This is a genomic window from Flaviflexus ciconiae (genome assembly GCF_003971195.1).
Lineage (GTDB): Bacteria > Actinomycetota > Actinomycetes > Actinomycetales > Actinomycetaceae > Flaviflexus > Flaviflexus ciconiae.
Genome location: NZ_CP034593.1, coordinates 2,123,456 through 2,145,854 on the forward strand (window position 1 = coordinate 2,123,456; position 22,399 = coordinate 2,145,854).

20 protein-coding genes are annotated in these 22,399 nt (G+C 58.3%); 8 read left to right on the plus strand and 12 right to left on the minus strand.

Going from position 1 to position 22,399, the window contains the following annotated elements; genetic code table 11:
• Positions 1–149: 149 nt before the first annotated feature.
• Positions 150–1,124 (minus strand): class 1b ribonucleoside-diphosphate reductase subunit beta, encoded by a 975-nt coding sequence (nrdF, locus tag EJ997_RS09265; protein WP_126704298.1) that lies wholly within the window; start codon positions 1,122–1,124, stop codon positions 150–152.
• Positions 1,125–1,454: 330 nt separating this feature from the next.
• Between nrdF and EJ997_RS09270 the strand changes: the two genes are divergently transcribed.
• A complete protein-coding gene (locus EJ997_RS09270) occupies positions 1,455–1,916 on the plus strand; it encodes an SRPBCC family protein (protein WP_126704299.1) in 462 nt (153 codons plus the stop codon).
• A gap of 211 nt (positions 1,917–2,127) precedes the next feature.
• Here EJ997_RS09270 and EJ997_RS09275 read toward each other — a convergent pair whose 3' ends face one another.
• A complete protein-coding gene (locus tag EJ997_RS09275) occupies positions 2,128–2,958 on the minus strand; it encodes an ABC transporter permease subunit (protein ID WP_126704300.1) in 831 nt (276 codons plus the stop codon).
• Positions 2,955–3,869, minus strand: coding sequence for an ABC transporter ATP-binding protein (locus EJ997_RS09280; RefSeq protein ID WP_126704301.1), 915 nt, complete (start codon positions 3,867–3,869; stop codon positions 2,955–2,957). The genes EJ997_RS09275 and EJ997_RS09280 overlap by 4 nt, the downstream gene beginning before the upstream one ends.
• A gap of 190 nt (positions 3,870–4,059) precedes the next feature.
• On the opposite strand from EJ997_RS09280, the gene EJ997_RS09285 reads away from it, so the two are divergent.
• Positions 4,060–5,247, plus strand: coding sequence for a heparan-alpha-glucosaminide N-acetyltransferase domain-containing protein (locus EJ997_RS09285; RefSeq protein ID WP_126704302.1), 1,188 nt, complete (start codon positions 4,060–4,062; stop codon positions 5,245–5,247).
• Here the strand turns inward: EJ997_RS09285 and EJ997_RS09290 are convergent.
• Positions 5,198–5,839, minus strand: a complete 642-nt coding sequence (locus EJ997_RS09290) for a sugar O-acetyltransferase (RefSeq protein WP_228201458.1) — start codon at positions 5,837–5,839, stop codon at positions 5,198–5,200. The two genes, EJ997_RS09285 and EJ997_RS09290, sit on opposite strands and share 50 nt — an antisense overlap.
• A 28-nt stretch (positions 5,840–5,867) precedes the next feature.
• On the opposite strand from EJ997_RS09290, the gene EJ997_RS09295 reads away from it, so the two are divergent.
• Positions 5,868–6,347, plus strand: a complete 480-nt coding sequence (locus tag EJ997_RS09295) for an aminoacyl-tRNA deacylase (protein ID WP_126704303.1) — start codon at positions 5,868–5,870, stop codon at positions 6,345–6,347.
• Between the two features lie 93 nt (positions 6,348–6,440).
• Here the strand turns inward: EJ997_RS09295 and nrdE are convergent, their stop codons facing one another.
• The 4 genes from nrdE to EJ997_RS09315 form a co-directional block, all read right to left on the minus strand.
• On the minus strand, positions 6,441–8,588 hold the full coding sequence (gene nrdE / locus EJ997_RS09300) for a class 1b ribonucleoside-diphosphate reductase subunit alpha (RefSeq protein WP_126704304.1): 2,148 nt from the start codon (positions 8,586–8,588) through the stop codon (positions 6,441–6,443).
• The gene (gene nrdI, locus EJ997_RS09305; protein ID WP_126704305.1) at positions 8,558–8,974 is read right to left on the minus strand and encodes a class Ib ribonucleoside-diphosphate reductase assembly flavoprotein NrdI; all 417 of its coding nucleotides are present in this window, start codon (positions 8,972–8,974) and stop codon (positions 8,558–8,560) included. Before nrdI ends, nrdE begins: the two co-directional genes overlap by 31 nt.
• A gap of 63 nt (positions 8,975–9,037) precedes the next feature.
• On the minus strand, positions 9,038–9,289 hold the full coding sequence (nrdH, locus tag EJ997_RS09310) for a glutaredoxin-like protein NrdH (RefSeq protein WP_126704306.1): 252 nt from the start codon (positions 9,287–9,289) through the stop codon (positions 9,038–9,040).
• 444 nt (positions 9,290–9,733) lie between these two features.
• Entirely contained in the window at positions 9,734–10,099 is a 366-nt protein-coding gene (locus EJ997_RS09315; protein ID WP_126704307.1) for an SdpI family protein, read from the minus strand.
• A 159-nt stretch (positions 10,100–10,258) separates the two neighbouring features.
• Between EJ997_RS09315 and EJ997_RS09320 the strand changes: the two genes are divergently transcribed.
• The 3 genes from EJ997_RS09320 to EJ997_RS09330 all read left to right on the plus strand — a co-directional run bounded on the left by EJ997_RS09320 (position 10,259) and on the right by EJ997_RS09330 (position 15,804).
• Positions 10,259–11,548, plus strand: coding sequence for a citrate synthase (locus tag EJ997_RS09320; RefSeq protein WP_126704308.1), 1,290 nt, complete (start codon positions 10,259–10,261; stop codon positions 11,546–11,548).
• A gap of 385 nt (positions 11,549–11,933) precedes the next feature.
• On the plus strand, positions 11,934–14,249 hold the full coding sequence (locus tag EJ997_RS09325) for a glycosyltransferase family 2 protein (protein WP_126704309.1): 2,316 nt from the start codon (positions 11,934–11,936) through the stop codon (positions 14,247–14,249).
• A gap of 4 nt (positions 14,250–14,253) precedes the next feature.
• The gene (locus EJ997_RS09330; protein ID WP_126704310.1) at positions 14,254–15,804 is read left to right on the plus strand and encodes a chitinase; all 1,551 of its coding nucleotides are present in this window, start codon (positions 14,254–14,256) and stop codon (positions 15,802–15,804) included.
• A gap of 50 nt (positions 15,805–15,854) precedes the next feature.
• Here EJ997_RS09330 and EJ997_RS09335 read toward each other — a convergent pair whose 3' ends face one another.
• The 4 genes from EJ997_RS09335 to EJ997_RS09350 all read right to left on the minus strand — a co-directional run bounded on the left by EJ997_RS09335 (position 15,855) and on the right by EJ997_RS09350 (position 20,444).
• Positions 15,855–18,197 carry an EAL domain-containing protein gene (locus tag EJ997_RS09335; RefSeq protein ID WP_126704311.1) on the minus strand — a complete coding sequence of 781 codons (2,343 nt, stop codon included), beginning with the start codon at positions 18,195–18,197 and terminating at the stop codon, positions 15,855–15,857.
• A 62-nt stretch (positions 18,198–18,259) separates the two neighbouring features.
• Positions 18,260–19,717: an L-serine ammonia-lyase gene (locus EJ997_RS09340; RefSeq protein ID WP_126704312.1), complete on the minus strand. Its 1,458-nt coding sequence runs from the start codon at positions 19,715–19,717 to the stop codon at positions 18,260–18,262.
• 5 nt (positions 19,718–19,722) lie between these two features.
• A complete protein-coding gene (locus EJ997_RS09345) occupies positions 19,723–20,148 on the minus strand; it encodes an NUDIX hydrolase (RefSeq protein WP_126704313.1) in 426 nt (141 codons plus the stop codon).
• Complete coding sequence (locus tag EJ997_RS09350) at positions 20,145–20,444, minus strand: MTH1187 family thiamine-binding protein (protein ID WP_126704314.1); 300 nt, start codon at positions 20,442–20,444, stop codon at positions 20,145–20,147. Before EJ997_RS09350 ends, EJ997_RS09345 begins: the two co-directional genes overlap by 4 nt.
• A 118-nt stretch (positions 20,445–20,562) precedes the next feature.
• On the opposite strand from EJ997_RS09350, the gene EJ997_RS09355 reads away from it, so the two are divergent.
• Together EJ997_RS09355 and mtnN are read left to right on the plus strand one after the other, a co-directional pair.
• Positions 20,563–21,027 carry an S-ribosylhomocysteine lyase gene (locus tag EJ997_RS09355; protein WP_228201459.1) on the plus strand — a complete coding sequence of 155 codons (465 nt, stop codon included), beginning with the start codon at positions 20,563–20,565 and terminating at the stop codon, positions 21,025–21,027.
• 2 nt (positions 21,028–21,029) lie between these two features.
• On the plus strand, positions 21,030–22,349 hold the full coding sequence (mtnN, locus tag EJ997_RS09360) for a 5'-methylthioadenosine/S-adenosylhomocysteine nucleosidase (RefSeq protein WP_126704315.1): 1,320 nt from the start codon (positions 21,030–21,032) through the stop codon (positions 22,347–22,349).
• Positions 22,350–22,399: the final 50 nt, after the last annotated feature.

Below are 22,399 nucleotides of genomic sequence, written 5' to 3' on the forward strand. Positions count from 1 at the left end.
GCGGATCGTTTCACCAGCATCCGGGCCCCGACTGAGCCCTAAACCTGAAGCCGATCATTGCTCAACCGGAGGCACAAGAAGGCCCCGGACCAGCGATAGCTCGCAGATCCGGGGCGCTACTTAATCTTTACGTGACCGGGGATGAACTTCTAGAAGTCCCAGTCCTCATCTTCCGTCGCCTCGGCGGTACCGATGACGTAGGAGGACCCTGAGCCGGAGAAGAAGTCGTGGTTCTCGTCGGCACCCGGGGACAGCGCCGCAAGAATCGCGGGGTTGACCGCGGTCTGATCAGACGGGAAAAGAGCCTCGTAACCAAGGTTCATCAGAGCCTTGTTCGCGTTGTAGCGGAGGAACATCTTGACGTCCTCGGACAGGCCAAGATCATCGTAGAGCGACTCGGTGTAGTCCTCTTCGTTGTCGTACAGGTCCTGCAGCAGGTCGTACGTGTACTCCTTGAGCTCGTCCTGACGCTTTGCGTCTTCCTTCTGGTTGGCAACCTGGAACTTGTAGCCGATGTAGTAGCCGTGCACTGCCTCGTCACGAATAATGAGGCGGATAAGATCGGCCGTGTTCGTGAGCTTGCCGTGAGCAGACCAGTACATCGGGGCGTAGAAGCCGGAGTAGAACAGGAACGACTCGAGCATGACCGAGGCGACCTTACGCTTCTGCGGATCATCACCGTGGTAGTAGTCGAGAATGATGCGGGCCTTCTTCTGAAGGTGCTCGTTTTCCTCCGACCAGCGGAAGGTCTCCTCAATCTCCTCGGACGTGTTGAGCGTCGAGAAGATGGACGAGTACGACTTCGCGTGGACCGACTCCATGAACGCGATGTTCGTGTACACGGCCTCTTCGTGCGGGGTCACAGCATCCGGGATCAGCGATACTGCTCCAACCGTTCCCTGGACCGTGTCAAGAAGCGTCAGGCCTGTGAAGACACGGGTCGTCATGAGCTGCTCAGGTCCGGTCAGGGTGTTCCACGACTGGATGTCGTTCGACAGCGGGATTTTCTCGGGTAGCCAGAAGTTAGCGGTAAGCCGATCCCAGACTTCCTCATCCTTTTCGTCGATGATCTTGTTCCAGTTGATCGCCTGAACACTGGTTACGAGAGGCAACTTTTCTGACACGTGAGCTCCTTCGTGCGTGAATTTCGTTCCCGCCCATCTTCCCACGTTCCCGCTCAAACAACGAGGATGTACACCACAGGGACAACCCTTGCATAGGCCTATCTTCCTATGATTACGCCAGGAAACTCGGCTTTCGACTCGGTCGATATGCGCAACTTTCCGCTATCCCGCACCACAGTTCCCTTTCCGTCACACACCCCAACCACTTCTTACACCCCCTGCCCACAGCCCAATCTCTCGAGTCACTGAATAGTTCCTGGACGCGTTGGGCTCTCTTCCTCTCAGCTGAATACCTTTTATCGGGAAGCCGTTCCACGTGAGGATGAAGCTATGGCACATGACGAGAAGCAGATTACAGTTACTCGAACAATCGACCACTCGGCAAAGGACATTTTCGACACCCTGTCGCTACCGGCACGGCACCCAAACTTTGACGGCTCCGGCATGGTGCGGTCATCGGACAACACCGAACGTATTAGCGCCGTCGGGGACACGTTCCTCATGAACATGGTGGGACGTACCGGCAATGAGTACCAGACAAACAATCACGTCACGGCATTCGATGACGGCAAGATGATCGGCTGGAAGCCCGCTCTTGCCCAGGAGGCCGACAGCCCGGGCGGATGGGAATGGCTCTACACCCTCAAGCCTATTGATGCGGAAACGACCGAGGTCACGCTGACCTACAACTGGTCCGCCGTCGACAACGCAGAAATCCTTGCGCACCTTCCGGCGGTTTCCGCCGAGGAACTTGAGCAGTCCCTCAACGATCTCGCTTCAGCAATCAACTGACGACCCTCCACATACCGCCACTGTCCGGGTAACTAATCCTGTGCAACTTGGCGGCATTCACGGCGAAGTCGATAGTCGGCAAAGCGATGCTCGAAATCGTCAAGGAAACGAGAGGCCCTCCGCGCAGATAAGCGTGCGGAGGGCCTCTCTCTAGCTACAGATCCAGTGTTCGTTGCCCCAGACATGTCGTCTCACGTGGGCTACTGACTAGCTATGCATCTCTCTTCTTGAGGGATAGAGCACCGGCGGCAATGAAGAGCGCCGTGTAGATCGCGAGAACCAGTAGCGCAACATTCGCGTCGAGAGAGTTCTCTGAAACAACGAAGGTTGACAGGATGCCTTCTTCCCTCGGTACCACCGCTGCCGTCATGACGTTGATCGGGAAGTACGGACGAAGGTCATCAATGAAGTCGAGCGGAATGATCTCAAGGACAGGCAGGATCAGCACGAGACCGAACATCAAGGTAATCGTTCCGACCGTCGACCGGAGCAGGGCACCGACTCCTGCGGACATGAGCGCTCCCATGATGAGCACCAGGACGCAGCAGAAGATTGACAGCCAGAAGGCGAGATCACCCATTGGCAATGACACGCCCATACTGCCAATCGTCGCCTGAATGAGAAGGGTGGAGAGCACCATGGTCACGATGACAACCGCACCCCAGAAGAGCGCAAGAACCACGAGCTTTGAGGCGTAGAACGCCATCCGCGAGCGCGATGCTAGGAGGGACGTTTGGATCGTGTTGTGGGAGTACTCATTGGTCATGACGATCGTGCCAAACGAGATTCCGAACAGCAGCATGAACTGGAAAACGCCAGTCACCATGTAGGAGCTGCCGAGCAGTTCGGCTTCTTCGAAGCTCATGTATTCGCTGTACGACTTCATGGACTGGGCAACCATGAATGCGATCAGGAGGTACAAGACCGCCGCCACGATGGTGATGATCCACGTAGACCGCAGGCTCGTGAACTTGCGGAACTCGGACTTGAGAAGCCTGCCAAAGGTGGGACGGTAGGTCTGGGGATCCATGATGACGCTCATCGGTTTCCTCCTGCCCGGAACTCGACCGATTCACCGGTAAGTTCCATAAACACGTCCTCAAGAGAGGAGTGGATTGTGGTGAGTTCGTGGATTTCGAGCCCCGCCTGGTGCAGGGCGTGGCCCACCTGGGAGGCGGGAACACCGGAGACGAGGAGAACGTCGCGATCGTCAATGCGGTCGTGACGCGGCTGCATTTGTGCCAGGGACTCACCGATAGCTGCAAGATCGGGCCCCGCGACGCGAACGGTGGAATGACCGGCGGATTCCGTGAACTGCTTGATCGGACCGGATGCGATGAGGCGGCCGTTGCCGATAACAACAAGGTTCGTTGCCGTCATCGCCATCTCCGACATGAGGTGAGAGGAGATGAGAACCGTGCCACCGATCTGGGCATGGTTCTTCACGAGATCACGGACCCAGCGCACACCGTCCGGGTCAAGCCCGTTAACCGGTTCATCAAGGAGCAGGTATTCGGGGCTGCCAAGCAGTGCGGTGGCAATGCCGAGGCGCTGGCCCATACCGAGGGAAAAGCCCTTAACCTTCTTGTTTGCGACCTCAGCGATTCCTGTCATCTCAAGAAGCTCGTCAACTCGCTTCTTACCGAATCCGTGGGTGGCTGCCACGACGTTGAGGTGCTGGCGCGCTGTACGGGCGGGGTGGAACGCTTTCGCATCAAGCAATGCACCCACCGCCGTCATGGGACTGCGTAGCTGAGAGTACGGAACACCCTTGATAAGCGCGTGTCCTTCGGTTGGGTTGTCGAGTCCAACAATGCATCGCATAGTTGTGGACTTTCCGGAACCGTTGGGCCCGAGGAATCCGGTGACTTGGCCGGAAGGGACCGTGAACGACAGGTGGTCTGTCGCCGTTTTCTTCCCGTACCTCTTCGTGAGGTTTTCTATCGTAATCATTCTTGGCCTTTCGCCGATACGCCAATACTGTAGGCGCCACTGACGGCACAGCAATACTGTACGGGCAGGGCTTGGGGGAAAGATCGGGGAAACCCCTGAGGTGGCCGCTCGGGGAGCAGTCCCCGCTACTCTTCGTCCACCGCTTAACTTCCAAACATCATTGGGAGCCTTCCCCACCTAAGGTTGATGCGTGACCCAACATCCCTCACTTCGGTACTCTGGCCGCATCGCCGCTTTCGACATTGCTCGGGGCCTCGCTGTCCTCGGCATGATCGCCGCCCACATCGGCCCCGAACGCGAGGGCATCATGGGCTGGCTCATGGCGGTACCGGATGGTCGGTCATCCATTCTCTTTGCCATGCTTGCTGGGGTCTCACTCGCCATCATCACGGGCAGGAACGTCCCGTACACGGGCGTGGAGTTCCTCCAGGCAAAGATCCGGATCTTCACAAGGGCCGCACTCCTTCTCGTCATCTCGGGCGTCCTCGCCCTCATGAACGACATCGTGGCCCTGATCCTCGCCTACTATGCGGTGTGGTTTATTCTCGCGATCCCATTCCTGCGGTGGCGGCCGAGCCGACTCTTTATCGCCGCGGGACTCAGTTGGGTGATCGGCCCGCTTATCGCCATCTACCTACCGGTCTTCTTCCAAAAGGCCGGTATGGACACCATGGGCGATGCGTCGGATTTCATTCTCGACACGATGCTGACCGGAACATATGTCGGTGTTATCTATATGGGTTTTGTCCTTGCCGGGCTTGGGATCGGGCGTCTCGACATCACGCGACGTTCTGTACCGATGACGCTCACTCCGATCGGGCTGTCGCTTGCGATCGTCGGATATGGCACGGCCTTCCTGCTGTCCGACAGCACGGAAGAGTCTTGGAAGTACATTGACGACGGCGGCTATACGGGGGCCTGGACCGATGGCTGGCAAACAGATGGCATGGGGCCCGACTGGTATCCCGACGTCACGTTCCCGCCAGTCACCGACTACCTCCATGCCGAACCTCATTCGGGAACGATCCTCGAGGCCATTGGTTCGGGAGGGACCGCCATCGCCATCATCGGAATCCTTCTACTCGGCGGCCCGTTCCTCGGGACGCTGCTCTACCCAATTGGCGCGGTTGGTGCCATGTCGCTGACCGCCTACTCCACCCACATCGTTGCCGTCTGGGCCATCCCGGCTCTCGTGTTCCCAGAGTCAATGGCGCCGCTACTCTGGCACCTGCTGACAACAATGATCGTATGCAGTCTGTGGAAGTTCTTCATCGGCAGGGGCCCGCTCGAATGGCTTCTATACCGCGTCTCACAGAAGGCCGCTCGGATCATCCCCGAGCCTTCCGGTAATCCTCAACTTTCTCCTCCCAGGCTTTGACCTCAGCGGGCTCAATCCTCCGAATAACCCGGCAGGGGTTACCGGCCGCAACCACGCCCGCGGGAATGTCCTTCGTGACCACGGAGGAGGAGCCGATGACCGCGTTGTCGCCGATCGTGACACCCGGGTTGACGACAACGTGGGCGCCAAGCCAAACGTTGTTGCCGATCGTTATCGACTTCCCGAATTCCAAACCTTCGGCACGCGGGCCGGGGGCAATGGGGTGACTGGCGGTCGCCAGCGTGACTCGCGGTCCGAAGAAGCAGTTGTCCCCAATGGTCACAGGGACAACGTCAAGAACGATGAGCCCCATGTTGGCATAGAAGTTCTCACCCGCAAACGTGTTCCAGCCGTAATCGAAGCCAATTGTCGGCATCATCGTGCACGACTCTCCACGGCTCCCAAGGAGCTCTGTGAGGATCTCGTCGCTCCGCCCCGGGTCTGCACAGGCATTGAATTCCCGGACCAGATCCTGGGCTTTTCGCTGGAGCGCTTCATTGTGTTCATCGAAGATATAGAGCTCTCCGTCCAGCATTCTGCGGACATTGAACGATTCCCTGTGCGATTCCATTTCCGCCTTTGCGCTCGACATTGCATCTGGTTGCGTGGACCATTGTTGCATGACCACATCAGCGATCTCGTTCCTGCAAGCATCCGGAAAGCCGTTCCGCCAGTACGAAACTGAGGTCGACGGGGTCGACTTCTCCTCCATTGATATCGGCACCTACTTCGCCGAACAAATGGGAATGCCGGGGGAACGCGTCTACAAGTCCCTCATGGCTTCTGCCCAGGGAACCCTGGTCATGGGACTGATCCCGGTCACGAGGAAGATCTCTCTCAAGAACCTTGCGAATGCCATCGATAAGAAGAAAGCAACAATGGTTCCCCCTGACCAGGCCGAAGAGTTCTCGGGTTCCGTGATTGGCGGCATTTCCCCGTTTGGCCTCAAGACTCCCATGCCGATTGTGATCGACAAGGGCGCTTTCGCTCATGCCACCATTGCCATCTCGGGCGGTAGTCGCGAGCTCAAGGTTGAGGTGACGCCAACGGATGCCGTTGAGCTTCTTGGTGCCATCGTTGCCGACATCGCAACTGACTAGCAGTCCAAGTATTTCTCGTAGAGCAAGGCTCGGGGCCCAATCCGTTACGGACGGGCCCCGAGCCTTGCTTTGGCTATCTATCCGATTACCGGTCTAGAGCATGCAGGAGACGCAGCCCTCAACCTCGGTGCCCTCGAGGGCAGCCTGGCGGATTCGCATGTAGTAGAGGGTCTTGATGCCCTTCCTCCATGCGTAGATGTAGTTCTTGTTAACGTCACGGGTGGTTACGGTGTCCGGGTAGAACAGGGTCAGCGACAGGCCCTGGTCGACGTGTTGCGTGGCGACCGCGTAGGTGTCGATGATCTTCTCGGGTCCGATCTCGTACGCGTCCTTGTAGTACTCAAGGTTGTCGTTCGTCATGTACGGAGCCGGGTAGTAGACGCGGCCGATCTTCCCTTCCTTGCGGATCTCGATCTTGGAGACGATCGGGTGGATCGACGAGGTCGAGTGGTTGATGTAGGAGATCGAACCGGTCGGGGGAACCGCCTGGAGGTTCTGGTTGTAGATACCGTGCTCCATGACGGAGGCCTTCAGAGCCTTCCAATCCTCCTGCGTGGGGATGTGGATATTACTGAAAAGCTCCTTGACCCGGTCGGTTTCCGGCACCCATTCCTTTTCGATGTACTTGTCGAAGAACTTGCCCGAAGCGTAGTCCGACTTCTCGAAGTTGTAGAACGCTTCACCGTTCTCGATTGCGAGCTTGTTCGACTCCGTGAGCGCGTGGAACAGCACCGTGTAGAAGTACATGTTCGTGAAGTCGAGGGCTTCTTCCGAACCGTAGTGGATCCGCTCACGGCCCAGGTAGCCGTGGAGGTTCATCTGGCCGAGGCCGATCGCGCGGGACAGGCGGTTACCCTTCTCGATCGACGGAACCGAGCGAATATCCGACGTCTCGGAAACCGCGGTCAGTGCACGGATCGCAGTGCCGATGGTCTTGCCAAAGTCCGGGGAGTCCATGGTCTTCGCGATGTTGAGCGAGCCGAGGTTGCAGGAAATATCCTTGCCGATCTCGTCGTAGGAGAGATCAGCGTTGTAGGTTGAGGGCTCGGAAACCTGGAGAATCTCCGAGCAGAGGTTCGACATGGAGATGCGTCCGTCAATCGGGTTCGCCTTGTTCACCGTGTCTTCGAAGACAATGTAGGGGTAGCCAGACTCGAACTGAATCTCGGCGATCGTCTGGAAGAACTGGCGGGCGTTGATCTTCGTCTTGCGGATGCGTCCGTCGTTAACCATTTCCTCGTACTTCTCCGTGACGGAGATGTCGGAGAACGGCTTGCCGTAAATGCGCTCCACGTCGTACGGGGAGAACAGGTACATCGACTCGTTTCGCTTGGCGAGCTCAAAGGTGATGTCGGGAATGACAACGCCGAGCGACAGGGTCTTGATCCTGATCTTCTCATCGGCGTTCTCGCGCTTCGTGTCGAGGAAACGCATGATGTCGGGATGGTGGGCGTTGAGGTAGACAGCGCCTGCACCCTGGCGCGCACCGAGCTGGTTCGCGTAGGAGAAGGAGTCTTCCAGCAGCTTCATAACCGGGATAACGCCCGAGGACTGGTTCTGGATCTTCTTGATCGGGGCGCCCTGCTCACGGAGGTTCGTGAGATTGAGTGCCACGCCGCCGCCACGCTTGGACAGCTGAAGCGAGGAGTTGATCGCGCGGGAGATCGACTCCATGTTGTCCTCGATGCGCAGGAGGAAGCAGGAGACCAGCTCGCCGCGCTGCGCCTTACCGGCATTGAGGAAGGTCGGGGTGGCCGGCTGGAAGCGGCCCGAGACGATCTCGTCGATGATCGAGTAGACGGCCCCTTCCTTGCCACGCGCGAGGAGAAGCGCAACCATGACGACGCGGTCCTCGAAGCGCTCGAGGTAACGCTTACCGTCGAAGGTCTTCAGGGTGTACGAGGTGTAGTACTTGTATGCGCCGAGGAAGGTTGAGAAGCGGAACTTCGCCGCGTAGGCGCGCTTGAAAGCGGACTTAACGAACTCGAAGTTGTACTGATCAAGCACATCCTTCTCGTAGTAACCCTCTTCGACGAGATAGTCGAGCTTTTCCTTCAGCGAATGGAAGAACACCGTGTTCTGGTTGACGTGCTGGAGGAAATACTGTCGCGCTGCCTGACGGTCAGCATCAAACTGAATGTTGCCGTCAGCGTCGTAAAGGTTGAGCTGCGCGTTGAGCGAATGGTAATCGACCTTCGGCGAGAGCGTCTCTAGGCCCGTATCTGTGAGAGTTGTTCCCAAAACTCTTCCAATCCTTGCTTCACCTTGGCAACGTCATCAGTCGTGCCGAGGAGTTCGAACTTGTACATGTGGGGGACCTTGCACTTAGCCGAGATGATTTCCCCGGCTAGGCAGTATGCCTTCCCGAAGTTGGTGTTCCCCGCGGACACCACTCCTCTGATAAGGCTTCGGTTGTGCTCGTTGTTAAGAAACTTGATGACCTGCTTGGGGACGGCGCCGCGGTTATTACCGCCACCGTACGTCGGCACAATCAGGACGTACTCGTCATCGACGATGAGGTCCGGATCTGTCCGACGAAGCGGGATCCGCTCCGCCTCCATCCCCAACTTCTTGACGAAGCGGGCGGTGTTGTTGGTGACCGATGAGAAATAGACGATCTTTGCCACTGCTTCCTCCCCTCGATACCGCGGAGAGCGGACGGCAAAGCCGCCCGCTGCGTCCTGGTTTGGTTAGGCCGTTACCGCTGCGTCAACATTGGCAGCTACGAGCGCCTTGATCTTGTCGGGACGGAAGCCTGCCCAATGGTCGCCTCCTGCCATCACCACGGGGGCCTGCTGGTAACCCAGGGCCTTGACCGCCTCGAGCGCCTCCGCGTCCTCCGTAAGGTCAACGGTGTCGTAGGCCAGACCAGCCTTATTCAGAGCTCGCGTGGTCGCATTGCACTGCACGCAGGCTGGCTTCGTGTAGACGGTGATGGTCATGGTGCTCTCCCCTTTTCCCGGTAATTCGTTGTTTCAGAGCGTCCCGGCATCGACCCGGTCAAAGATCGATTCGGCGCCGTAACGCGCTTCGAACTTCGACACTACACCTTGTGCCGATTCTTTCCAGCACCACTAGATGGTGTGTTTTGTGGGAAACTTCCGGACGATTTTGTGGACGCATCGGTGGAAACCCTGTGGATCCCTGGGAACGGGCGGTGGATAACTCCACCGCGACCATTCCGGAACTGTTCATTATTTCCACTGAGAGCAAAGCCTCCGTCAGTTCGCTCCCTTGAATTCTCGCGCTCAGCCCGGACAGAAATTGATCCATTCTTCATCCACAGCCCTTATCCACAGGCGTGTGGACAAGTTTCCCCAGCCTTTATCCACAGCTGTGGATAAGTTGGCAACCCTGCCAGGATTTACGTTGTTTACATCACATTCTTACGGCGTGTTTTTGCCGTCGGCGTGTTCTGCTGCGGAGGTGGCACGGGCCACCTGAAAGCCGGCAATAACGAGAATGAGTATGACGACTGCGCCGATGGTAAACATGGCAAATGGAGAGTCCGGCGAGTAAAGAACAAATCCGATGAGCCCGCCGACAATGCAGAGGGTTCCTTGCATGTAGGAGTAGGGAGAGGCCGCAAGATTACCGGCAATCCAGGCGCGGTGGGATGCTGTTGTTGCCCTAGTCTTCGTCCCGAAGATCGAGTTTCTCGGGACCTTTCCGTTACGCTGAAAATATCCGATAGCAAACAGGCCGAAACCGGTCGGCACGAGAAGGATGCATAGGATCTCGGTCCAGGTCATTTTTCCTCCGTGGTTGGTACCGTAAGTGAAACGTTACCTCAGGGATGTGGGTGAGCCGAGGCACACTTGCTATTCTGATCGTGGAGATTCCACAACTACGATCATCCGCGCCTGCGTAACCACTGGCGGTACAGCAGGAACAATTTATAAGGAGAGTTCATGAGCGAGACTGCAAAGCTCATTCTCGACGGCAAGGAATACGACCTTCCAGTCATTACCGGATCGATGGGCGAAAAGGGCATTGACATCAGCTCCCTGCGATCCACCACCGGGCACATCACCCTCGACGACGGCTACGGAAACACCGGTTCCTGCCAGTCGGACGTTACCTTTATCGATGGCGAGCAGGGCATCCTCCGCTATCGCGGATACCCGATCGAGCAGATCGCCGAGAATTCCAGCTTCATCGAAGCCGCCTATCTCGTGATCTTCGGCAAGTTGCCCAAGCAGGACGAGCGTGACAACTTCGCCCAAGCACTCGCCGACAATGCTCCCTTGCACCAGTCGATGATGAAGCACTTCGACGGCTACGGCTCCAACGGCCAGCCGATGGCGGTGCTCTCCGCCATGGTGAACTCGCTGACCGCATACGACCCGCACGTCATGCACCCGGCCGATGAGAGCGACGTCTTTAACGCTGCCGCCACTCTCATGTCGAAGGTCCGCACGATTGCCGCCGCGTCGCACAAGACAACCATTGGCGAACCGATCGTTTACCCGCGCCCCGACCTCAAGTACGTCGAGAACTTCCTCCACATGATGTTCTCCACTCCCTACCACGACTACGAGCCCACCCCCGAGGTGGTTCGTGCGCTCAACATGTTCCTGGTGCTCCACGCAGACCACGAGCAGAACTGCTCAACCTCCACGGTCCGCATGGTTGCGTCCTCGAAGGCAAACATGTTCGCTTCTGCTTCCGCCGGCATCTCCGCCCTCTGGGGCCCGCTACACGGCGGCGCAAACGTTGCCGTGATCGAGATGCTCCAGAAAATCTACGACGAGGGTCTCGACCCGGCTGTCTTCATGGACGAGGTCAAGGACAAGGAGACCGGCCGTAAGCTCATGGGCTTCGGTCACCGCGTCTACAAGAACTTCGACCCCCGAGCCACGATCCTCAAGGGTGCCGCCTTCGACATGCTCGAGAAAATGAACATCGACGACCCGCTTCTCGATGTTGCTCTCAAGCTCGAAGAGGTTGCTCTCAAGGACGACTACTTCGTGGAGCGCAAGCTCTACCCGAACGTCGACTTCTACTCCGGCATCATCCTGCGCGCCATCGGCATCCCGCTGGACATGTTTACCGTTATGTTTGCCATCGGCCGCATGCCCGGCTGGATTGCGAACTGGAAGGAAGTCCACGAGGATCCCAAGTCCCGTATCTACCGTCCCCGCCAGATCTACACGGGCGACGTCGAGAACACCTGGATCCCGCGCAACGAGCGTTCCTAATTCATACAACCATCCGGAGGCCTCTTCTTGCGAAGGGGCCTCCACTCATTTCCACGACAACTCCCGGGGCCTGCAGAAATGCGACAATCGGTGACCAGCAATCTCATGGCGCGCTTATTCATGCCAAAAGGCCCTCATTATTGCAGTGGGTCAAGAGAACGTTCCGGTCAAGCAAGATGAGCCTGTTGGTGGAAGCAGGAGAGCAGATTACTCCTCATCTTTCCCGCTGTCAGAAGTTTTTACAATTAGTTGCATGTGGTAAAAATAACCCTCTTCTTCTGGCGTTTACTGTGTTATCTTATCGTTGGCTTCCCTGCGGTTTTCTTGGTCACCGCTGGTGAACGGACCCTCTTCTTTCGTGCAGGGCACTTAGTCAGGTGGAGTTATGGCCGACAAGACAGCAAAAAATCCGAAACGGCAATGGGGCGCCGAACGTGCGACGGCGCCCATGTCGATCAAGCATCCGGTCCCATCCCTGCGGAAGATTGTTGTCGGGCGAATCGCCATTATCGTCACCATTTTTGCCTGGTTCATGTACGTCATCACGACGATTATGAGGGAGTTTATCGAGGGCGATCCCGGGTCGCTCCGTTACGTTCTCGAAGCGGTCTCCTACGTTGCTGTTGTCACCGCACTGACCTTCTCGGCGCTGATGTATCTCCTCGCACGGCAGGGCGCCCTCTATCGCTTTCGGGACCACATCCGGACACCACGCGGCCCCCTGGACCAACATTACGACGGGGCCGACGGCCACGACATCACGGTCCTCATTCCTTCCTACAAGGAGGAACTAGACGTTATTGCCAAGACTGTATGGTCGGCTGCGCTCCAGGAGTTCCCAAGCAAGCGGATTGTTTTACTCATTGACGACCCACCGAATCCCACAAACCCTGACGATATTGCCCAGCTCAACGCGGCCAGGGACCTGCCGGCACGGATCGCAGCCGCACTGGACGAGCCCCGGAGCCGGCTCGAACACACTTCCGCCGTCGTTCACGACGAACTCGAGGGTGCCGAGACCGCACCTCGCGACATTCTGTCCCTGGTTGCCGCGGACTACGGCTACGCCTCCGAATGGCTGGAAACCATGGCGTGTGAGCATCCGCTTGTTGACCACACCGATGCGTTCTTTGTTGAGCGGGTCCTACGCGGGCTCGCTGGCGACCTGAAGCTCACGAAAATCGCGCTGGATGGTGCGCTGGATCAACAGCAGTCTCCCACTCCGACCAGGCTCCTTCAGTTGCACAACCGCCTGGTGCGGATCTTCTCGGCCGAAATCATGGTATTCGAACGGAAGGCCTACGATTCCCTCTCGCACGAGGCGAACAAGGCAATGAACCTCAACTCCTATATCGGGATCATGGGAAAACGGTGGCGGATTGAGAAAACACCTAGCGGTCAGGTCCTTACCGAGGTCGGTGCCCACTCAGAATGCGATCTTGATATTCCGTGGACCAAGTACCTGCTGACGCTCGACGCCGACTCCATGCTGCTCCGGGACTACTGCGTGCGTCTCGTTCACGTCCTGGAGGAGCCCGGCAACGAACGCATTGCCGTTATCCAAACCCCGTACTCTTCGTACCGTGGCGCGCCGTCCCGCATTGAGCGCATGGCGGGGGCGACAACAGATTTGCAACACAACCTTCACCAGGGCATGAGCTACTACAACGCCACGTTCTGGGTGGGTGCGAATGCGGTGATCCGACGGGATGCTCTCGAGGACATTGTCGAGAAGCAGACCGTGGGTGGCTTCGAGATCCGCACCTATGTTCAGGACCGCACGGTTATTGAGGACACCGAGTCAAGTATTGACCTCGGCACTCACGGGTGGACTCTGTTGAACTATCCGGAGCGGCTCAGCTACTCGGCGACGCCACCCGATTTCGGTTCCCTTATCGTTCAGCGCAGGCGCTGGGCCAACGGCGGCCTTCTCATCCTCCCCAAGTTTGCACGGCAGTTGCGCGAACGCCGATACCGGCGCGACCGGGTCCTGCACCGAGAGATCTGGCTCCGCATCAACTACATGGCATCGATCGCGTGGGCCAGCGCCGGTCTCGTGTTCCTCCTGGGCTACCCGTACGACAGCAGGTTGCTCAGCCCCTGGGTGATCCTTGCCGCCGCACCCTACTTCCTGTGCATGGCGTCCGACCTGAAGTATTCCGGGCACCGACGTACCGACATTTTCCGGATCTACGGCTTCAACCTGGTGCTTCTCGCGGTCAACATCGCCGGTGTCGTGAAATCAATCCAGCAGGCACTGACAAACACGAAGATCCCGTTCGCGCGTACTCCGAAGGTGCAGGACCGCACTGCCGCCCCTGGAATCTATGTTTTCATTCCCTACGTCATCGTCGGCTTCTCCGTCCTCACCCTTATTCGCGACTATCAGGCCGAGAACTGGGGAAACGCAATCTTTGCCGCAACGAACGCGATCCTATGTACGTACGCGATCATCGCCTACATTGGCATCCGCGCTTCCCTTGTCGACATGGTTCTCGGTGTCGTGAACTGGCTCTACGTCCCGGACGTTCCCTCCCGCCGGCAGCTGAAGAAGAAGGAAGAAGAGGAGCGGGCGGCCCGCCGCGCCAAAGGCGCTTCAGAGCCCGTCGAGTGGGAACGGATTCTTTACGACGGTGACCGCAGGTTGGGCCCAGACGTGAAGCGTAAGAACGACCTGCGCCGCAGGATCACCCCGAGGTAGGACCATGTCGAAGCGTTTTCCCGGGCGCAAGCTCTCCCTCGCTCGTCTCGCCTTTCTGATTGTCGTCCTCGTTGCCGTCGGGGTTGGCGGCATCACGGGCTTCAACTCCTGGCAGGATTCCCGTACCGCAAGCGATAGCGAACCGTGGTTCGCTACCTACGTTGACGTCACAGCATCGCCGTCCTACGCGTTTGAGCAACCTGTCTCCGAACATGAACAGGATGTCATTCTCAGCTTTATCGTGGCGGCGGATGAGGCGACGTGCGAGGCAAGCTGGGGTGGCTACTACTCGCTCGAAGAAGCCCACCGGTCCCTCGATCTTGATCGCCGCATTGCCCGCCTCCAGCAGGGCGGCGGCTCCATCGTCATCTCACTGGGCGGGGAAGCCAACTCGGAACTTGCCCTTGCCTGCGAGAACACCGACGATCTCGTCGACCAGTACCGGGCCATTATCGACCGTTACGAACCGGCCGCTCTCGATCTGGATATCGAAGGTCCGGCCCTCACCGATACTGCCTCCCGCGAGCGCCGTGCGGAAGCTATCGCCACCCTTCAAGAGGAGTACGGGGAGGAGTGGACGCCGGTATGGCTCACCCTGCCGGTAGGCCCGGAGGGTCTGACCGCCGACGGCGTCGACGTTGTGAAGGAGTTCCTCCACGCAGGGGTGGATATCGCGGGCGTCAACGCCATGACGATGAACTACTCTTCGGAGCTGTCCGCCCAGGACATGGGCCAGCAGGTCATCGATTCCTTGGAAGCCACCCACCGACAGGTCATGGCAATCTACGCCGACGATGGGCAACCCCTCGGCACTCACACAGCATGGCGGAAGATTGGGGCAACCCCAATGATCGGACAAAACAATGTTGCCTCCGACATTTTCACGCTCGATGATGCTCGCGTGCTTCGCAATTTTGCTAGCGATGTGGGGCTGGGCCGGATGTCGCTGTGGTCAGCGAACCGGGACCGTACGTGCGCCGATGCCTACGCCGATGGTCACATCATGTCCGACTCCTGCAGCGGCATCGACCAGGGCGCCAAGACCTTCGCAGGGATTCTCGGGAATGGCTTCACGGGTTCACCGGCAAGCACAGTTGCGGAGGATACGGATAGCCTGCGTCCCGAAGATATCGTTGACGATCCGGAGACCAGTCCGTACCCGATATGGAGTGCCACGTCCTCCTACCCGGCTGAGTCACGGGTGGTATGGCGGCAGAACGTTTACGTGTCGCAGTGGTGGAACTCGGCGATCCAACCCGACGATCCGGCTCTCAGTGCCGCCGATAATCCATGGCAGCTCATTGGCCCCGTTCTCCCTGGCGAGTCGCCCCTTCCGTTGCTTGAGCTTCCCGAGGGTCATTACGCGACATGGGATCCAGACGTGGAGTACCGCCGGGGTGACCGCGTCATCTTCGATACTGTCGCCTACGAGGCACAGTGGTGGACTGTCGGGGAGAACCCGGCTTCCGGCCAGGCAGATCCCGGATCCTCACCGTGGCGGGCACTTAGCCAGGACGAAATTGAACAGATCCTCGAGGAAGAATACGAGGAGTAGCAATCAGGCGCCGGCCGGATAGGGCTTTGGGGAGCCGCGGTTGGCCGCAGTCACTTACTGGCTTCACTGACGGGTTCGTCAACCACGGCATCCAGCCCGTGCTTCACGAACCTGTCAACAAGTTCATCAGCCAACAGTGGCTTGGCGAACCTGTACCCCTGCATGAACCGCACCCCGCTACCCCGCAAATACTTGTAGACATCATCGTTCTCCACGCCTTCAAAGATCACCGCGGCACCGGTTGCTTGGCCGAGCTCAACAATCATGTCGATGACGGTGTCGCTCTTGTTCGTGCCCAGGTCGGCGGATATTGAGCGATCAATTTTCAGGGTATCGAAGGGGAAGTGAATAACGGATTCGAGGGTGCACCCGGACGTTCCAAAGTTGTCTAGTGCGACGTGGAGGAAGGGCGTTTCAATCATGCGTTGCAGCCGGGTTGTCACCCGGTCGTAACGTTTGCCAAGCGAGTTCTCAACGAGTTCCAGCGTGAGTTCAATACCGGCGCCTTCCCATTCGCTCTGGAGTGCCCCAATGAACTCGTCATCGGCAATCTGCTCCACATCGATGTTGATGTGAAGACTATTGAGTTCGGGAACGACCTGCTGGAACCGCCTCATATCGGCCAGGGATGTTCTCAGGAGGTAGATACTGAGTTCGGTTAGCTGCCCTTCGAACCGTGCACGTTCGGCAATCTGTTCGGCTGTGCTCCCTGCCAGCTCGGAGACACCCGGGCGAATCAGGGCCTCAAGGCTGACAATCTTTCCCGTTTCAGCATCGATGATCGGCTGGTACGCAAATGGCAGGCTCGCCTGCTTAATCACTTGCCTAATCGCGCCTATTTCCATCAGTTCCGAACGATCATTCCCGTTTCTACGGCCCTTCCTTCCCTCGTACATTCGGTAGTCTGCTTCTTCAATAAGGTGACGGGCTTCCGTGGTTCCTGGAAGGGAGAAAGACAGGCCGTAAGAGAGCTTCACCGGGATCCACAGAGATCCAACCTTGACGTGATCTGCGACCGCGGGGAGGATTACTTTCATTCGTTCGTGGCCCGCCTGCTTATCCTTAAGCCGCAGGAGGATGAGGCCGAACTCATCGCCACCGAGCCGCGCAACAAACTCATCTGCTTCTAACTGGTTGCGGAGCCTCTCACCGACCGTCTTGAGGAAGATATTGCCGGCCTCGTGCCCATACCGGTCATTCACTTTCTTGAAGCCATCAAGGTCGATATAGACAACCGCAAAACCCCGTGTTGCTTCCTGCGCGGTTACTTCCAGGCCGTTCATGAATGCTCGATAGTTTGGAAGTTTCGTAATCGGGTCGGTGCGTGCCTGCCGGTACAACTTTTCGTGATCGCTCCGCACGGTCACCATCGTGTCGCCAATATGGGCGATCGAGTCGAGAACCAGCTGATCCGCTTCCAGCAACGGTGCCTGGTTATTGCCGCGGCGGGCAATGAGGTGACCGTTGGCCATGGGAGATGAAATCTCGTTAATGTTCCTGCCAGCTTCGTCACGGAACTCAATCGCGTAGTTGGGCAGTGCCCTTTTCACGTACTGGAGCGCCGAATCCGAAATCGGCCTATCTTCGGACCAGGGCAGGCTGATCGCGGCATCGTGAACACCCGTGAGTTGGTTATTGATAACCCTAATTGTCCACATCGTGGCGAGAACGAAGGCGATAAGGCCCGTGGCGAGCGTGACGTATGTTCCCGCCCAGTAGGGACCGAAGGCATTGCTTCGCTCCGCAATATAAACCTGGAGATAGCGACTGACCACGGCAAGGAGCGGAATACCAAAAATGGTCAGGGCCAGACGAATCGGTATGAGTGCTGCCAGTCCCTGCCGCACGGTAATCGGGGTGACCACGCTCAACCGAACCGTCGAGATTATTAATCGGGTGACAAGGTAGATGACGAGCGCTACCGCCGTGTAGTACTCGCGCCACCCGTACTCACCAGCAAGCCATTCCACGGCCGAAAGAGCGACAATGGCACTGCCAAGCTGGTAGCACAGATACTCCATCACGTCCCAGATGAGGCGGACCCGCACAAAGAGGGCGGCAACGTTGGCAATTCCCCACAGCGCTATTGCCGTTCCCAGGTCCGTTCCCATGTAGAGCACGATGAGACTGGCAGGAGAGATGTTGAAGATCAGCGTCGCATCGAGCCTAGAAACCGCCCCACCCAGGGTGGCGGACAGGGCTATGCCGGTGACGGTGACAACAATCCACAGCGGGTCCCACCTCATGTCACCGAGACTCCAGGCGACACCAATCGTCGCGACGGCGACAACGGTCCAAATGATTCCCCAGGTGAGGGTTGCGCGATCGCTTAGCTTCCGCGGAACCGGCGCATGATGCACGTGATTGCCGTGGAAAAAAGACGCAGAAGTCATGGTATTAACGTATCGACAACCCGTCTCAAATCACACGATTTGGGACACAATTACGTCACAAATCAGCACTCGACGACGTTGACCGCGAGACCACCCTCAGATGTTTCCTTATACTTCGAATGCATGTCAGCGCCCGTTTGCCTCATCGTTTCTATAACGGTGTCAAACGAAACGGTGTGCTGACCATCGCCCCACAGGGCAAGCCGCGCGGCATTAATTGCTTTCACGGCACCAATGGCGTTGCGTTCAATGCAGGGGATCTGGACAAGCCCTCCCACCGGATCGCACGTGAGCCCCAGGTTGTGCTCCATGGCGATCTCAGCGGCATTCTCCACCTGCTCGGGTGTGCCACCCAGGGCTTCCGCCAGTCCGGCGGCCGCCATGGCGCTCGCCGACCCAACTTCGCCCTGGCAGCCAACCTCGGCACCGGCAATCGACGCATTGGTTTTGATCAGGGCCCCGATAGCGGTGGCGGCAAGAAAGTAGCGGCGCTGCCCCTCCTCACTCGCATCTTCCACCTCCTGGCAGTAGTACGTGAAAACCGCAGGTACGATCCCTGCCGCACCGTTTGTGGGAGCCGTGACAACCCGATGGCCGGAGGCGTTCTCTTCATTAACCGCGAGCGCCCACAGGTTCACCCAGTCAATTCCCGACATGGAGTCCGCCTTGGTCGTTTCGGACAGCTCCCGATAAAGGCTGGGCGCTCTCCTGCGCACACCGAGCCCGCCAGGTAGCGTGCCTTCGGTGGAGACACCTGCCTTGATGCAGTCCGCCATGGCGGCAGCAATGTCGGAGATGTACTGAAGAACATCGCCCTCCGATCGGGCAGCGATCTCGTTTTCCCAGACAATGTCAGAGATTCTCTTCCCGTTTTCCCTGCATAGGACGAGCAGCTCGTCGGCTGTGGAAAACGTGTATGGGGCAGGCCGGGAGTGGGCTGCCTGGGATTCACTGGATGCCATGGCCCGAACATCGGGAGAATTCGCGGGATCGTCGGACAGGTCCTCCATGATGAACCCGCCACCGATCGAATAGTACGTGCGCGAGTAGCTGTCGCTACCGGCGTGCACGGTAATTTCCAGGGCGTTCACGTGGTAGGGCCGTCGGATCCGCGGGGAGTAGATCATGTCGGCCTCAAGATCGTAGGGAACACTTCCTACTTCCCCGAGCTGAATCCGTCCCGTTTCTGCCACGGTATCCATGATTCCGTCGACCACTTCAATCCCTACGGCATCCGGTCGATATCCGGCAAGGCCCAGGAGGACCGCCCGATCCGTCCAGTGGCCGCGACCGGTAGCGCCAAGCGAACCGAACAGTTCAACGGTTACGCGCTCAGCAGGCTTGTCTCCCAACCAGTCGCGCGCGACTGTCGCGAAGGCGTGCCCCGCCTTCATGGGTCCCACCGTGTGCGAGGAGGAGGGCCCAATTCCGATCCGGAACATGTCGAAGACCGATAGCGGTCTCGTGGCCTGTTCAGCTTTGATCTGGCCGGCAACGATGGCGGCTGGGGACGAACGCATGATTTCTACCCTTCGATATCGATGGTCAATCGTTTTCGTAGTGCGGGAACGACATGCTTGGCGAGGAGTGGTGCCAGGCTTGCCGGGATATTATCCGAGAGGTCCAGCCACTTGAGTTCAGCTATCTCTGCTCGGGCAGTGAGGCCTGCGGCTTCGCGCTCGGTGAGAGGCTCGGCCAAGAATACGGTCGACGATACCCTCCATCCGGGTTCGTTCGCCGCATCTTCGTCGAACTCGCCAAGGAGTTCCAGCTGGTCTTCAGTTCTCATGAGATCAACTTCTTCGAGAATCTCTCGGGAGGCGGCCTGGACCGGGGTTTCTCCCGGCTCCAGCTTTCCGCCAACCAGCATGTACTTACTCGTGTTTTTCTTTCGGACGGTCAGGAGTTTCCCGTCGGACACGAAGCAGACACCGGTGATTGTGAGAATCATGAAAGGAGCTCGTTGACGCGGTCCACCTTGGCGGTGAGCTGGCCCGTGAAACCGGGACGAATATCGGCTTTCATGACGAGCGAAACTCGCGGCGACACTGCTGCCACCGCCTCGGTAGCTCGCTTCACGACTTCCATGACCTCATCCCAGGCGCCCTCAATCGTCGTAAACATCGAGGTAGTTTCGTGTGGCAGGCCGGATTCTCGGACTATGCGGATCGCGGAGGCGACAGCCTCGGAGACCGATCCGTCTTCGGTTTGAGCGGTTGTGGGGGCAACAGAGAAGGCAAGTAACATGTTCTCACGGTAGTTCACTAACCTGGGCGAAATCTATGAAGGAAAGAGCCCTTAACCCCCTCAAAGCAGATCGTTTCCCGCTACAGTGGAATGAAGCCACCAGACGGAGGAAGTACTTATGCCAACTATGAACGTCGAGTCATTTAACCTGGATCACCGCAGGGTTGATGCCCCGTACATTCGCGTTGCCGATGTGAAGCACCTCCCTCACGGGGATGTGCTGACGAAATACGATGTGCGGTTCTGCCAGCCGAACGTTGATCACTTGGAAATGGACACCATTCATTCTATTGAGCACACGTTTGCTGAGCTCTCGCGTAACCATTCGGACCACGTCATCGACTTTTCCCCTATGGGGTGCCAGACCGGCTTCTACCTGCTCATGTCGGGTGAGCCCGCCGAAGAGGAGATCCGGAACCTTGTCGCCCGTACCCTCACCGACCTCATTGATGCCGACGAAGTTCCCGCAGCCAACGAAGTTCAGTGCGGATGGGGGGCCAACCACAGCCTCACGGGCGCAAAGCAGGCCGCTAAGGCCATGCTCGATAAGCGCGATTCGTGGGCAAACGTGATGAAAGACTGATCATGCGCACTGCTGCAGCCATTATCCTGACCGCTATGCCCGAAGAGGCAGCCCCCTTCCTTGAGAAGGCAGGCGAGAACCAGCGGGTTGGGGAACTCAATACACCCTCAACTTTCAAGGCCTGGTTCCTTGATCTCGCATCCCCCCGTGTCCTCCTCGTCCAGACCGGAATCGGTCAGACCGCTGCCGCCAGTGCCCTCACATGGGCCCTCGGTCAAGTCTCCACCCAGGATGTTTTCATCTCCGGAACCGCCGGCGGCCTCCACACCACCATTAATGTCGGCGATATCGTCATCGGCTCCGAATATCGGTACGGCATGGCCGATGCAACCGCATTCGGATACGAGTTCGGCCAGGTCCCAGGCCAGCCACCAGCCTTTGAAGGCTCCTCCCGGGTTGCCGAAGTTCTTGAGATCCTCGAGGTCAACAAGGACCGTATTCGGCAGGGCCTCATGCTGTCCTCCGATAGCTTTGTCACCGCGAAGAACGTCGACGCAGTCCGCGAAGCCTTCCCCGAAGCTCTGTCGACCGACATGGAATCCACGCCCCTCGCGCAGATCTGCCAGGCCTACGGAACCAGCTTCACCGCCGTTCGGGCCATTTCTGACCTGTGCGGCCCGGCTGCCGACCAGGATTTCCACATGGAAGTCGATAAGGCCGCGGCCCTCGCCGCCGAAACAACAACCGCCATCATTTCCCTCCTCCGCGGGGGCAGCAAGCCGGATCGTCGCCGCCGACAGTTCGGTCTCGATGCTCTCTACGCGGCTCTGTACACGATGATTGCCGTCAACAAGGAGCTTGAACCGGCTGATGCCACCGGGCTCGACCTTGACCTGTCCGACCTGTCCCGGGATTTGTACGAGGAGCAGGTGACAGGCTTTGCCGGTCTTGTTGCCGCAGGCAAAGAATATGTTGCCGCACACCCGGACAGCCGGATCACATCCCAGCGTTACGACGCCCTGAGAGCCGAAATACTGAAGGACCTTAACCTCACGGGTGGCCGGGGCAGGCAGACATGGCCACCGACCTCGCAGACCATCATGAAACGCTTCGACGGCTACTGGAATAACGCAATGACGGCGATTGGGCTGAAGGGTGCCAGCGGCCGCCGCCGCGGCGGCCTGCGTTACTCGGATGAGGACTACCGCGAAGCAATCCGGCTCTACCACCAGGCCGTTAGCGAGCAGCGGAAGCACCCCTCCTACTCCGGATATCAGACGTGGCTCTCAACGCAGGACAAGACATACCCCTCCGGTGCGTCTATCCGACAGCATTTCGGTACCTGGGCCGATGCGATCCTCAGCCTGTACGAGGAAAACTAACCCAGTATCCCAAGCGTCTACGAAAGAATTTGCCAGGCACTGCAAACCAT

Bases quoted from the DNA above. Each gene is read 5' to 3' on its own strand.
- EJ997_RS09335 (WP_126704311.1), bottom strand. From the start codon at position 18,197: ATGACTTCTGCGTCTTTTTTCCACGGCAATCACGTGCATCATGCGCCG.
- mtnN (WP_126704315.1), top strand. From the start codon at position 21,030: ATGCGCACTGCTGCAGCCATTATCCTGACCGCTATGCCCGAAGAGGCA.
- EJ997_RS09290 (WP_228201458.1), bottom strand. From the start codon at position 5,839: ATGTCGAGCGCAAAGGCGGAAATGGAATCGCACAGGGAATCGTTCAAT.
- EJ997_RS09340 (WP_126704312.1), bottom strand. From the start codon at position 19,717: ATGCGTTCGTCCCCAGCCGCCATCGTTGCCGGCCAGATCAAAGCTGAA.
- EJ997_RS09350 (WP_126704314.1), bottom strand. From the start codon at position 20,444: ATGTTACTTGCCTTCTCTGTTGCCCCCACAACCGCTCAAACCGAAGAC.
- EJ997_RS09295 (WP_126704303.1), top strand. From the start codon at position 5,868: ATGACCACATCAGCGATCTCGTTCCTGCAAGCATCCGGAAAGCCGTTC.
- EJ997_RS09330 (WP_126704310.1), top strand. From the start codon at position 14,254: ATGTCGAAGCGTTTTCCCGGGCGCAAGCTCTCCCTCGCTCGTCTCGCC.
- EJ997_RS09275 (WP_126704300.1), bottom strand. From the start codon at position 2,958: ATGAGCGTCATCATGGATCCCCAGACCTACCGTCCCACCTTTGGCAGG.
- nrdH (WP_126704306.1), bottom strand. From the start codon at position 9,289: ATGACCATCACCGTCTACACGAAGCCAGCCTGCGTGCAGTGCAATGCG.
- EJ997_RS09315 (WP_126704307.1), bottom strand. From the start codon at position 10,099: ATGACCTGGACCGAGATCCTATGCATCCTTCTCGTGCCGACCGGTTTC.
- EJ997_RS09320 (WP_126704308.1), top strand. From the start codon at position 10,259: ATGAGCGAGACTGCAAAGCTCATTCTCGACGGCAAGGAATACGACCTT.
- EJ997_RS09325 (WP_126704309.1), top strand. From the start codon at position 11,934: ATGGCCGACAAGACAGCAAAAAATCCGAAACGGCAATGGGGCGCCGAA.
- EJ997_RS09280 (WP_126704301.1), bottom strand. From the start codon at position 3,869: ATGATTACGATAGAAAACCTCACGAAGAGGTACGGGAAGAAAACGGCG.
- EJ997_RS09270 (WP_126704299.1), top strand. From the start codon at position 1,455: ATGGCACATGACGAGAAGCAGATTACAGTTACTCGAACAATCGACCAC.
- EJ997_RS09355 (WP_228201459.1), top strand. From the start codon at position 20,563: ATGCCAACTATGAACGTCGAGTCATTTAACCTGGATCACCGCAGGGTT.
- EJ997_RS09345 (WP_126704313.1), bottom strand. From the start codon at position 20,148: ATGATTCTCACAATCACCGGTGTCTGCTTCGTGTCCGACGGGAAACTC.